The 12701-nt window shown below is 40.1% G+C and carries 11 protein-coding genes; 9 read left to right on the top strand and 2 right to left on the bottom strand.

The window, feature by feature from the left end; all coding sequences use genetic code 11:
* Positions 1-2: 2 nt before the first annotated feature.
* From ABD676_RS04455 to ABD676_RS04430, 6 genes are all read left to right on the top strand, one after another.
* Complete coding sequence (locus ABD676_RS04455; protein WP_313260087.1) at positions 3-668, top strand: DUF3347 domain-containing protein; 666 nt, start codon at positions 3-5, stop codon at positions 666-668.
* 11 nt (positions 669-679) lie between these two features.
* Entirely contained in the window at positions 680-1204 is a 525-nt protein-coding gene (locus tag ABD676_RS04450) for a DUF305 domain-containing protein (protein ID WP_313260086.1), read from the top strand.
* Positions 1205-1228: 24 nt separating this feature from the next.
* Positions 1229-1645 (top strand): hypothetical protein, encoded by a 417-nt coding sequence (locus ABD676_RS04445; protein ID WP_313260084.1) that lies wholly within the window; start codon positions 1229-1231, stop codon positions 1643-1645.
* A gap of 32 nt (positions 1646-1677) precedes the next feature.
* Positions 1678-2133 carry a heme-binding domain-containing protein gene (locus ABD676_RS04440; protein WP_313512396.1) on the top strand — a complete coding sequence of 152 codons (456 nt, stop codon included), beginning with the start codon at positions 1678-1680 and terminating at the stop codon, positions 2131-2133.
* Between the two features lie 13 nt (positions 2134-2146).
* Entirely contained in the window at positions 2147-4420 is a 2274-nt protein-coding gene (locus tag ABD676_RS04435; protein ID WP_344673459.1) for a multicopper oxidase family protein, read from the top strand.
* A gap of 262 nt (positions 4421-4682) precedes the next feature.
* Positions 4683-5519, top strand: coding sequence for an RteC domain-containing protein (locus ABD676_RS04430; RefSeq protein WP_313260336.1), 837 nt, complete (start codon positions 4683-4685; stop codon positions 5517-5519).
* A 118-nt stretch (positions 5520-5637) separates the two neighbouring features.
* On the opposite strand, the gene ABD676_RS04425 is transcribed toward ABD676_RS04430, so the two are convergent.
* A complete protein-coding gene (locus tag ABD676_RS04425) occupies positions 5638-6054 on the bottom strand; it encodes a helix-turn-helix domain-containing protein (RefSeq protein WP_313512390.1) in 417 nt (138 codons plus the stop codon).
* Positions 6055-6062: 8 nt separating this feature from the next.
* Entirely contained in the window at positions 6063-6494 is a 432-nt protein-coding gene (locus tag ABD676_RS04420) for a helix-turn-helix domain-containing protein (protein ID WP_313260078.1), read from the bottom strand.
* A 308-nt stretch (positions 6495-6802) separates the two neighbouring features.
* Here ABD676_RS04420 and ABD676_RS04415 point away from each other — a divergent pair, with 308 nt between their 5' ends.
* The 3 genes from ABD676_RS04415 to ABD676_RS04405 are packed head-to-tail and all read left to right on the top strand — an operon-like array spanning position 6803 to position 12701.
* The gene (locus ABD676_RS04415) at positions 6803-8131 is read left to right on the top strand and encodes a TlpA family protein disulfide reductase (protein ID WP_313512387.1); all 1329 of its coding nucleotides are present in this window, start codon (positions 6803-6805) and stop codon (positions 8129-8131) included.
* A gap of 13 nt (positions 8132-8144) precedes the next feature.
* Positions 8145-11339, top strand: a complete 3195-nt coding sequence (locus ABD676_RS04410; RefSeq protein ID WP_313260074.1) for a SusC/RagA family TonB-linked outer membrane protein — start codon at positions 8145-8147, stop codon at positions 11337-11339.
* Between the two features lie 12 nt (positions 11340-11351).
* Positions 11352-12701, top strand: a complete 1350-nt coding sequence (locus ABD676_RS04405; protein WP_313260072.1) for a RagB/SusD family nutrient uptake outer membrane protein — start codon at positions 11352-11354, stop codon at positions 12699-12701.

Below are 12701 nucleotides of genomic sequence, written 5' to 3'. Positions count from 1 at the left end.
AAATGAAAAATCTAACATTATCAATCATTGCTGTTATCATGGCATTTGTAACAGTATCATGCAATCAGGCATCCAACAAAAACGAGCAGTCTTCAAATGATACTGCTGTTGTATCACAAGAACAGCCAGCTTCCCAACCAAAAGAGGATGATACGGTAGCTGCGCCCACTGTGAGCGAAACACCGAGCGGTCAGGAAGCAAAAGCAACAGGAAAAGAAGAAACAAAAAACTTTTCTATTGCGCCCATAGTTACCGATTATCTGTCATTAAAGAACGCCCTTGTTTCGGATGATGACAAAGCTGCCGCCAGTTCAGGGAAAAAGCTGTTAGCTACCCTGAATAAAGTGGACATGAAAGCCGTTCCTGCCGATAAGCACAAAAAGTACATAGACATAGCGGACGATGCTAAAGAACACGCAGAACATATTGGGGAAAATGTTGGCAACATCCACCACCAGCGGGAACATTTGGCCTCGCTTGGCGAAGATTTGAAAGACCTGATTGATTTGTTCGGTACATCGCAAACATTGTATCAGGACCATTGCCCGATGTTCAATGACGGTAAGGGTGCTGTTTGGTTCAGCGAAAACAAGGAAATCAAAAACCCTTACTACGGCTCTAAAATGCTGACCTGTGGTAAGGTGGAAAAAACAATTAACAGCAAATAAATTTCTGGGTTATGGAAAATATGCAAAACAGTCACCATGCGGGTCATGCCTCGGAGCATGGCACGTACAATCCAAAACATGCTTCGGGCATGTACAAACGCTTTGCGGTGATGGCTGTCGCCATGTTCGCAGCGATGTATTTTATCATGTACGCCATGATTGACGGGTGGCAGAACCTGATACCCAATATCAACAATTTGTACATGACCCTGCTGATGACCTCGGCAATGCTGCTTATCGAATTAGCGATAATGAAAGTGATGTACCCCAACAGGAAGATGAATTGGGCGATTGCCATCATCTCGGTTGCTGTTGGCATCTTTTCATGGTTTGGTATCAGGGAACAAATCAATGTCGGGGACAAGCAGTTTGCAAAGGGTATGATACCCCATCACGCAGCAGCCATATTGATGTCCGAAAAGGCACACCTGACCGACCCGGAACTGATAGAGCTACAAAAAAACATACTTAAAACCCAAGCGGAAGAAATTGAACTGATGAAGCGTAAGCTAAAAGAGTTTGAAGAAAGTAAATAATAAAATTTAAAAAACAGTTTCGACATGAGCAAAATAATAATCGGCTTTATTTCCTTATTAACCCTGCTATTCACCGCTTGCGGACAGGTAGGGTCAAATAAGGATGGAGCGACACAGCATTCGCAGGCAACTCCGGAAAGCCACGGGCATAGTAACCAAATAGGTGAATTGGTTCCATCGGATGAAGTCTGCATGGTCAACGATGCCTATATGGGCAAAAAGCAGTTTGACGTAAAATTTGGCGGTAAAACCTACTACGGATGCTGCGAAATGTGTAAGGAGCGTATTCCAAAAGATGCCACCGTGAGGATGGCGATAGACCCCTATTCCCATAAGCAGGTTGACAAAGCTAATGCGGTGATTGCTGTGACAGGGAATAACGGTGAAGTTTCTTATTTTGAAAACAAGGAGAATTATGCCAAGTATGTGAAAAAACAGTAGACACAAAAAGATGAAGCCACAATAAAATAATTATGACCATAAAGAAGAAAATCATATTGGGGCTGGCTGTCGTCCTGATTGCCATACAGTTCTTTCAGCCCTTACGAAACCAGGCGGTTGAAGTGCCAGCCACCCATATCGAAAGGGTGTACACCGTACCCCAAAATGTAAAGGCTATCCTTGTTCAGTCCTGTTATGACTGCCATAGCAACAATACCCATTATCCGTGGTACAGCCGTATCCAGCCCGGCGCATGGTACATGGCAGAGCATATAAAAAAGGGGAAAGAGGAACTCAACTTTAGCGAATTTGGCGACTATTCTGTCCGCAGGCAGCGAAACAAGTTCAGGGCTATGGCCGGGCAGGTTAAGGACGGGGAAATGCCGTTGTCATCATACACACTAATTCATCGCAATGCAGTATTGTCACCGCAGGATAAGCAGGTTTTGATAGCGTGGTTTAGCACAATGGAAGACAGCATTAAATAAAATTTTTCAAATCATGAACAGATATAATAAAATACCTATAAGAATATTGCAAACAGTGCTGATGCTGCTTTGCACGCAAACGCTGTTTGCACAGAGAGTAGTGCATTACGAGCTGTATGTAAAAGATACACTTGTCAACTATGCAGGTAAGCAAAAAAGGGCGATTGCCGTAAACGGGCAAATCCCCATGCCCACCCTTACCTTTACCGAGGGCGACACTGCCGAAATAGTGGTGCACAACCAATTGAAAGAAAGCACATCACTGCACTGGCATGGTGTGTTCCTGCCCAATAAAGAAGACGGTGTGCCCTGGCTTACGCAAAAGCCCATCGCACCGGGTACAACCTACACCTACCGTTTTCCGATTATCCAGCATGGCACGCACTGGTATCATTCGCACTCAGGCTTGCAGGAGCAGATAGGCATGTACGGTAGTTTTATCATGAAAAAAAGAGGCGACGATAAAACCTTTAGAAAAGGAATTGACGATTTGCCGACCGTCCCGATTATATTAAGTGAGTGGACAAATCTTAACCCGGATAACATCAACCGTATGCTACACAATGCAAATGATTGGGCGGCCATTAAGAAAGGTGCTACGCAATCGTACGTTGAAGCTATTAAGGAGGGAAAATTAGGCGTAAAGGTAAAAAATGAGTGGAAACGGATGCTGGCGATGGATGTCAGTGATGTTTACTATGATAAAATCCTAATAAATGGTAGCCATAGCACCGATTTGAAAACAATTGGTGGTAAAAAGCTAAAAGCAGGTGACAAAGTCAGATTACGCGTTTCCAATGGCGGGGCGTCTTCGTATTTCTGGCTAAGATATGCTGGAGGGAAAATTACAGTAGTAGCGAATGATGGAAATGATGTTGAGCCTGTAGAAGTGGATAGATTAATCATTGCAGTTTCTGAAACTTACGATATTGTAGTGACTATCCCTCAAGATGGGTTAGCATATGAGTTTTTAGCAACAACCGAGGACAGAACACAATCAGCAAGCTACTTTATAGGTGATGGGGTCAAACAGCTTATTTCCCCGCTCCCACGATTGAAGTATTTCGAGGGGATGAAGATGATGAACGATATGATGAAAATGAATGGCGATTTGGACGATATGGGCATGAAGATGAGCCTGAACCAAATGGACATGAATGTAGTGATGTATCCCGAAATTACCGGAGATGCAGCAAAGAAATCAGACCACAGCAAGCATGAAGGTATGAACATGGATGACGACCCTAACCGTTACAACGCTAATGCCTTGGGAGACATCAAAACATTAAATTATGCTATGTTGCAATCGCCTTACAACACCTCCCTTCCAAAAGATGCGCCTGTAAAAGAGTTGAAGTTCACACTTACTGGCAACATGAACCGCTATGTATGGAGCATGGATAATAAAATACTTTCGGAAACGGACAAAATACCTGTAAAAAAAGGAGAAATCCTACGGATTACCATTTATAATAATTCGATGATGCGGCATCCTATGCATCTTCACGGATTTGATTTTAGGGTGATAAACGGAAAAGGCGAAAAATCGCCGCTTAAAAATGTGTTGGATATCATGCCTATGGAAACAGATACCATTGAGTTTTTAGCAAATGAGGAAGGTGATTGGTTCTTTCATTGCCATATATTATATCACATGATGGCGGGAATGAACAGGGTCTTTGAAGTTGGAGACTACAATAACCCCTATCTACCCGACAAGCCAAAAGCCTATAAAGAATTGCAAAGAGAAAGTAATATGCCTCATTTTATGGCACAAAACGATTTTGCAACCAATGGTAATGATGGAGAAGCTATGCTAATGAATGCACGCTACCAATTAGGAACAGAATGGCGTTTAGGCTATAATAGTATGCACGGTTATGAAGTAGAAACCCATTTAGGTAGATACATTGGAAAGATGCAATGGTTCATGCCCTTTGTAGGTTTTGATTACCGCTACCGTAAAATGGGAGAAGATGAACACGAAAAGAACATATTTGGACAAACCAACAAGAAAGACACCCGCAGGGCGTTCAGTTTAGGGTTTATGTATACGTTACCTATGCTGGTCAATTTTCAGGCAGAAGTATATCATGATGGAATTGTGAGATTGCAGTTAATGCGTGAAGATATACCAATTTCAAAAAGACTAAGAGGTGGTTTTATGGTGAATACCGACTTAGAGTATATGGGAGAACTTAGGTATATCATTAATAAGAATATAGGTATACGTACCCACTATGATAGTGATATGGGCTTTGGTGTGGGGCTGGCATTGACTTATTAAAATTAAATAACTAAGGGTTGTAAACTGCAAAACCGTAAAAAAATATCGGTAAAAAAAAAGGAGGTGATGCAGGTGTAATTCGCAAAGACTAACCTGCATCATACTACAACCCTTTAAAGTATGCAACAAAAATCTATCTATCGTTCCATCATCAATACGGTAGAGGTTGAATTTTTTTAAGCAGTAGTTACATCATAAGCTAATACGAACAGTATTAGCTTTTCTGTATTAACCAATAATATATTACATCAGAATGAAGCGAATGGATGAATTTTACAATGAAACATATCTTAAATTGGAAACAGAAATCCAAGAACTGGAGATTGAAAACGATAACCCGGTACAACTGACAGAAGCCATTATATACCGGATTGTGGAATGTCTGTCCGAAATTAAAGATTATGTTTTGAAACGAGGATTTACGAATGTTGATGAAGAAGTCCGATTTTTTAAATATCAAAAGCCAGTCATTGTTTCAAAATTGATTTATTATAATGCCATTTACAAAATCGAGACGAGGAAACCCTATGGGGCTAAGCGCATTAGAAAATATCTTAAAAAAGAATTGAAGAAGCTAAAAAGGTTTTTCGACAATAACATTGATTTTTATAAGTATTACCGAAGCAAAAACTCGTTTCTTGACGAGAAAATGTTTGTTCGAGGCAAACACGATATAAAGCTGTGGCTGGATACTTATTATTTTCAGTCTGACCAATCTTTTTCTACTTCCCACGATTATAAGGTAGCAAAGATAATGGCAAATGATTTGATACAGGTGTATCTCGAAGACCAGCTTTACTGCACAAACAAACGGTTGTTTACAAAACGTACTGCTATTTCGGGACTGAACTGGACAGGTAGTAAAGCTGCTTTGACAGAACTCATTTACTCCCTATACTACCAAAGCGTTCTCGATAATGGCAATACCGATATTAGGTTGATAGCGGAACATTTTGAAAATGTGTTTAATATTGATTTGGGAAACTTTTACCATACCTATCTTGAATTACGCAACCGGAAACGAAACCGTACCAAATTCCTTGATGCGTTGCGCGATAACCTTATTAAAAAAATGGATGAACAGGAAGAAAAACAATGACAACAATATGCAAAAAATAACAGCGGACTTGCAGATCCGCCGTTACTTTTTTAAACTCCTCCATCACCTGGTTACGAGGCAGCCCGAATATATTGTTATGCTCTAAACGATATTTTAGTTATTCATGACCTTTAGCTCTCTGAAAATGCTCCCGTTCCATCCGCAGCAATTCTTCAAACAGCTTGGTAGCCTGTTCCATTGAAAACTGATGGTTATGTTCAATTCTTACTGAACCAGCCATACCTCCCTGCGTTCCTTCAACTTTCTCATAAAAGTTATTGGTATAATAGAGTACCTGCCCTACATCAAACTTCTTTAATCCCTCTACACTAATGCCAAGTGCAATAGCTACTTTTCCCAACCGTTCATCATCCACATTCTCGGTTTGTTCTAGTTTAGATACGGCTTGTTTAGTAACACCCATACGGTCTGCCAAATCCTTTTGCGTAATGCCTACCAACCGCCTTGCGCTACTTATTTTTATACCCATGTGGTTTTTACCTTCCAAATACACGTTATCTTTTTCTCTTTCCATAATGTATGTTACGATTGATTTTTATGGTTTATAAATAATTCCAGTTTCTCCCGTTCGCTTTGTAAAAGGCGTTCGTATAACTCAACCACCTTTTCCAAAGGATTATTTACTTGTGTAGCATTCACTGTGCCTGTATTCCCGCTATTAAATGTCGAACCATTAACATCTTTATAGCTATTAATATTGTAAATAGCCCTTTCCACATCGAATTTTTTAATGAGGTCGGGTGTAACGCCTAAAGCAAAAGCTAACCGCTCCAACATTTCAGGCTCTATTACTGCTTCTCGCTCTATGGCAGATATTTGAGGCTGGCTCATGCCTAATTCCTGGGCAAGCACTTCCTGCTTAATGCCCAAATAAATACGGATACGCTGTGCATTTCTGCCCTGGTGGTTTTCTTCCAGCGTTTCCAAAACGTGTACTTTATCTTCCTCTTGCATATTTCGTTGTCATTTGATAGAGTAAATATAATAAAAGACAACCGAAAATGTATAATAGACAACCAAAATTACTTCAAAAAAATATCCATTTCAACGTTATTTGGAACAAATAACCAAAAGTGAGAAGATTGACGAACAATTATAAACAATATTGCTGCCTTTCCATAACGGGAAGTGCAAAAACTGTTGTTTTATTCTTCTCCGTTAAATTCAGCCTCCGCTGCATCATCAAAAGCCCGGATTAGCACGTCCTGCAACCATACTCGGAGCAATTAATCATTTCCCAATAACCATAATTTATAAACCCAATGGCGAATAAACTTATTCGTAATAGGATAACGATTTTTATAGCCTGCCATAACCCGGAACTGGTAACGGGCGGCAGGCACTTCCTAATTCTAATTTGTTTCATGTTGTTTGGTGTCGGCATAGCCCGTCCGCAGTCCCGAGAAGTCGGGACTGCAAACAACCAAAACATCACCGCTTTAAACATCGGCGACCAAATCCCTGATGCTCTTTGGAACACACCTTTGCAGGTGGTGAACCACCCGCAGGACAAAAAAAACATCACCCTTGCCGATTACAAAGGCAAGCTGATAATATTGGATTTTTGGAGTACGTGGTGCGGTACTTGTGTAGCTGCATTGCCAAGACTTCACGAACTGGAAAAGGAGTTTAAAGACGATGTTATCATTTTACCGATGACAGACCAGAAAGCCAACGAAATAAAAGCATTCTTAAAGAAGAATCGAGTACTTTCCCGATTAAACTTGTTTTCAGTTACCGATGACAATACATATAAATTCCATTTCCCTTACACCATGTTGCCGCATGAGGTATGGATTAGCAAATCCGGCGAAGTACAAGCTATTACACACTCATCTGATGTAACAAAGGAAAATATTACTTCGGCATTGAAAGGCAATGCAAATAGCATTGCACAGAAAAAGGACAACCTTACCTATGATGACACACGTCCATTACTGCTTAATAATAATGGTGCTGACGGGGATTTTTTTGTTAGCAGAAGTATTATTACGTTAGCCATAGAAGGCATTCCTCGTTCAAATGCTCTACCAAAAGTGAACGAAAAAGATAGCACCTTTCGGGTACTATCTACCAATGCTGACATCCGCCGTATGTACGAACTTGCATTTAGAGAATTGCTAACAATGCCACCTAACCGGACAAAGCTGGAGTTGAAGGAACCATTTTCCGTTTCGGAGAAAAGGTTTTTACAGGATAAGTATTGCTACGAATGGATTGCCCCATTGTCAGTATTGAAGCACTTTCCCCAAAAAGTACAGGCTGACCTCAATTATCACTTTGGCATAAATGGGCGTATGGAAAAACGTAATACAAAATGCTATACCATTAAGATTATAGGGAAAACGACAATAATCCCCAATAAACCCGAAGACGGCTTACAATACCTTTCGGCTTGGGTAAACAAGACCAATAAAGATATACAGCATATTCCTGTTGTAAATGATTTTACTGACCAAAAAATAGCCATCCCAAAAATAGCACCTGCTATTGAGGATGTGGAAGCTGTTAACAGGCAACTTAAACCATTCGGTATTGCCATCGTGGAAGATGAAAGAGTGCTGGATTTTTTTGTCATTTCTGAACTATAAACCAAACTACTCAATGAAACGAACAATTACTTTTTTACTCATACTTTTTTCAGTTACCAATACCATTGCCCAAAACATATCCAACATTCGGGGTAAGGTAGTCAATAATGAAAATGGTCAGCCCGTAGCAGGTGCTACGGTCAAATTGTTGAACCGCAGTCAGAATAACACCGTACAAACTGATGAAGACGGAAATTTTGAATTTACAAATAAAGCATTCCCTTTAGCAGTTAGTGTTAGTTACATTGGATTAGCAGATACGACATTTGTCCTTTCTGCTGCTCCACAAAACCCATTGACGGTGCACCTAAATCCGGCAAGCAATACTTTAAGCGAAGTAGTGGTATCCACGGGTATTCAAAAAATACCCAAAGAAAGAGCCACAGGGTCATTTGACCATATCGACAACGAATTGTTTAATCGTCAAATCTCTACCGATGTATTGAGCAGGTTGGACGGTATTGCCAGTTCAGCAATGTTTGATAACAGACCCGGTGTAGGCAGTAACAATTTGAGCATACGAGGTCTAAGCACTATTTTTTCCAATACGAAACCATTAATCATACTGAATAATTTTCCCTACGAGGGCAATATAAATGATATTAACCCGAACGATGTGGAAGATATTACCATTCTAAAGGATGCAACCGCAGCCTCTATATGGGGCGTAAGAGCCGGAAACGGTGTAATCGTTATAACGACCAAGAAAGCCAAACGGAACCAGCCGCCTGCCATATCGTTTAACAGCAATATGACTCTTATTCAAAAGCCGGATATGATGCAACTGCCTTATATGTCTTCTGCGGATTATATAGGTGTCGAAAAAATGCTTTTTGACAATAACTTTTACGATGCCAATGAGCAGTTAGGCTACGTGCCATTATCCCCCGCAGTGGAATTAATGTATAAAAATAAACACGGGTTACTAACCGATGCCGCATTGCAACAAGGGCTGAACGAATTAGCGCAATACGATATACGTCGGGAATTGAATAAATACGTTTACAGGAAAGGGCTAAACCAGCAATATTCCCTAAACGTGAGTGGGCAGAGCGAAAATGTAAGCTATTATCTTTCTGGTGGCTATGATGACAATACCAGCACCACCGATGGAGGTTATAAACGGTATAATCTACGTTCTGACAATACGTTTCGACTTTCCAAAAAATTGAGTTTGGATGCCGCCTTGTTTTTTACCCATACCTTCACAAACGCAGGAAGACCTACCAATTTTTCTTCGTTACCTTATGCCCGTATTGCGGACGAAAATGGAAGCGCTTTACCAATAGACCGATATTATCGGTCAAACTATATTCAGGAAACAAAACAAAATGGATTATTAGATTGGACGTATCGTCCATTGGACGAAATAAACCTCATCAACAATAAGCAGAAAACAAACAGCCTGATATTGAATACAGGGCTGAATTATGACATTGGCAAAGGGCTGATTGTAGAAATCAAATACCAATATGAAAACGCACAGGGAGCAGGAAAAGATATACGGAGCATGGCATCCTATTATACCCGTGATAGGATAAATACCTATACACAGGTTGGTACGGATGGAGCGTTATCCCGCCCAATACCTTTGGGCGATATCTTAAATGAATCAACAAACAGCTTCACGTCGCAATCTCTCCGTTTACAACTGAATTACTCCAAAACTTGGGATAAACACCAGCTAACAGGTCTTGCTGGAGCAGAGGCTCGTCAGGCAAACACCACTCTAACACAGTCTACACAATATGGTTATAATCCCCATATTTTGACGACTATCGCAGTTAATTACGATACTGATTATACTTTGTACAGTCCCACAGGTGGAATTGCAAAAATTCCAAATCCATATTTTACATCCGAAACTAACGATAGGTTTATATCCTTTTTTACCAATTGGGCTTATACGTTTGATAACCGCTATAATCTTAACATTAGTGCAAGACAAGATGGCTCAAATCTGTTTGGAGTAAGGAGCAATCAACGGTTTACCCCACTTTGGTCGGTTGGTGGTAGCTGGCATCTGACGAATGAACGGTTTATCAATATTACATGGCTTGACCTGTTGAAGCTAAGGACGACTTTCGGTTATAGCGGTAACCTCAATCGCAATGTTTCGGCTCTGCCCACAATGCGTTATTACAATGGTGGAAATTTAATAAATACGCCTTATGGTGTATTAGTTAATCCACCGAACGAAAATCTTCGTTGGGAAAAGAACGGGCAGTTCAATGTAGGGTTTGACTTTGCTGTTTTAAAACAACGTTTAAGCGGTACATTTGAATACTATCACAAGAAAAATACCGACCTTATTGGTTATATGCCTATCGACCAAACCACAGGTGCAATAGGTTCCTTAAGTAGCCGAGGGTTCACTTATCTTGGAAATTCGGCTTCCATGACCGGAAACGGAATAGATATACAATTGCATAGTGTCAATATCCGTAAAGCATTTGAATGGCGGACAGACTTGCTGTACAGTACCGTAAAAACTAAAATAACGGAATATCTTGCCGAGACAAGAGACCTCAATAATTATTTTAATAGCGGATTGGTTATTTCGCCCATCATTGGAAAACCCGCCTATTCTATTTTTGCATTTCGATGGGCTGGTCTTGACCCCGAAACAGGCGACCCTATGGGCTACCTTCATGGCGAAGTAAGCAAAGATTATGCAGCCATCCGCAACGAAACCACACCAGAAGAACTGATTTATTATGGCTCCGCCACTCCTACACATTTCGGTGCTTTAAGAAATACGTTCTCATGGAAAGGGTTAAGTCTTTCATTCAATATCAGCTATAAATTAGGGTTCTATTTCAGGAGAAACAGCGTGTTCTATAACGCAATATTCAATGGCACAGGTTCGCATTCGGATTTTAGTCTAAGATGGCAAAAGCCGGGTGATGAAGTCACCACACAGATTCCGTCAATGGTCTATCCGAATAATAACAATCGGGATGGCTATTTTTATCCACGTGCCGAAGTGCTGATTTCAAAGGGAGACAATATACGCTTACAGGACATCAACCTTAGTTACCAAATTAAATCATTGGAAAACAAATGGAAACTGAAAAGATTGGAGGTATTGATGTACGCTACCAATTTAGGGACGATATGGAAAGCGGATAAACATAACGTCGACCCGGAATTTGGAGATTTATCACCACTAAGAACTTTTTCATTTGGTTTAAGAGCAGGCTTTTAAAATTTAGAAACTATGACACGATATATAATAATATTACTGATTACAATAATCACATTTTCAGGATGTGAAAAATATTTGGACGTTAAACCGGATAAATCGCTTGTCGTACCGACCACGGTTGCAGACCTTAGAGCATTATTGTATAACACATCGAGAATGAATAGCTGGTATCCCTCAATTCAGGATGGTGCTACGGATAATCAATTTGTACAAACAGAAAATTTGAATAGATTCACTTCATTAACAGCAAAAAACATCTATACATGGAATGATGATGTATTTAACGATGATGAAACCAACGAATGGTCGATGATGTATGCAGCAATCTACTCATGCAATTTGATTTTGGAGCAGTTGGAGAAAATTGAACCTGTTCCGGTAGAAAAAAACCAAATTGAGGGAGAGGCTTTGTTTTTCCGCTCCTTTGTATTTTACAATGTTGCCCAGCTTTGGGCAAAACCTTATGAGAAAAATACGGCACAAACAGACTTAGGTATTCCACTAAGGTTAAAATCTGATATTGGTGAGAAATCTATAAGGTCATCGGTTGAAGAAACTTATACTAAAATTACCAATGACTTGAACAGGGCTGTTATACTTTTATCCGTCAATAGCCCATATAAAACAACACCAACGAAGCAGGCTGTCTATGGACTGTTAGCCCGCATATACTTATCAATGGAAGACTATGATAAAGCACTATCTTACGCAGACACTTGTTTAAGCTATTCAGATGCTTTACTTGATTACAATACATTAACAATGGGGTCGGCAACCTCATTCCCGATACCTCGCTATAATGAAGAAATAATTTTTCATGCTAACGATTTTGGGCGTATGGTGATGAGCATTACCTATGGAAGAATTGATAGCAACCTATATAAGTCTTATGAATCGAACGATATTAGAAAAACAGCTTTCTTTAGAAACAGAGCGGGCTATTATTCCTTTAGGGGAAATTACGATGGCAATTCAGGAATGTGGTTTGCCGGAATTTCTACCAACGAAATCTATCTGATAAAAGCTGAATGTGAAGCAAGAGCAGGAAATATTACCACGGCTTTACAGACCGTAAACGAACTATTAAAAAATCGCTATAACAGCACATTTATTCCATTCAGTTCGGACAATGATGAAACTGTATTAAGGTTTATCTTGGATGAGCGAAGAAAGGAATTAATATGGCGGGGATTACGGTGGTCGGATTTAAGACGATTGAACAAGGACAGCCGTTTTTCAAAAACGATAACAAGAAATATTGATGGAAAGATTTATACATTAGAGCCAAACAGTCCAAAGTATGTCTTTCCCATACCCAATAGTGTGATACTTAACAACGGTATGCAACAAAACGAGCGGTAA

The organism is Sphingobacterium kyonggiense (genome assembly GCF_039536825.1).
Taxonomy (GTDB): Bacteria; Bacteroidota; Bacteroidia; order Sphingobacteriales; family Sphingobacteriaceae; genus Sphingobacterium; species Sphingobacterium kyonggiense.
The sequence above is the reverse complement of the archived record's forward strand: the minus strand, read 5'-3'. Positions and strand labels throughout refer to the sequence as shown.

Coding starts and splice junctions, on each gene's coding strand:
- ABD676_RS04455 (WP_313260087.1), top strand. CDS start 3: ATGAAAAATCTAACATTATCAATCATTGCTGTTATCATGGCATTTGTA.
- ABD676_RS04450 (WP_313260086.1), top strand. CDS start 680: ATGGAAAATATGCAAAACAGTCACCATGCGGGTCATGCCTCGGAGCAT.
- ABD676_RS04445 (WP_313260084.1), top strand. CDS start 1,229: ATGAGCAAAATAATAATCGGCTTTATTTCCTTATTAACCCTGCTATTC.
- ABD676_RS04440 (WP_313512396.1), top strand. CDS start 1,678: ATGACCATAAAGAAGAAAATCATATTGGGGCTGGCTGTCGTCCTGATT.
- ABD676_RS04435 (WP_344673459.1), top strand. CDS start 2,147: ATGAACAGATATAATAAAATACCTATAAGAATATTGCAAACAGTGCTG.
- ABD676_RS04430 (WP_313260336.1), top strand. CDS start 4,683: ATGGATGAATTTTACAATGAAACATATCTTAAATTGGAAACAGAAATC.
- ABD676_RS04425 (WP_313512390.1), bottom strand. CDS start 6,054: ATGGAAAGAGAAAAAGATAACGTGTATTTGGAAGGTAAAAACCACATG.
- ABD676_RS04420 (WP_313260078.1), bottom strand. CDS start 6,494: ATGCAAGAGGAAGATAAAGTACACGTTTTGGAAACGCTGGAAGAAAAC.
- ABD676_RS04415 (WP_313512387.1), top strand. CDS start 6,803: ATGGCGAATAAACTTATTCGTAATAGGATAACGATTTTTATAGCCTGC.
- ABD676_RS04410 (WP_313260074.1), top strand. CDS start 8,145: ATGAAACGAACAATTACTTTTTTACTCATACTTTTTTCAGTTACCAAT.
- ABD676_RS04405 (WP_313260072.1), top strand. CDS start 11,352: ATGACACGATATATAATAATATTACTGATTACAATAATCACATTTTCA.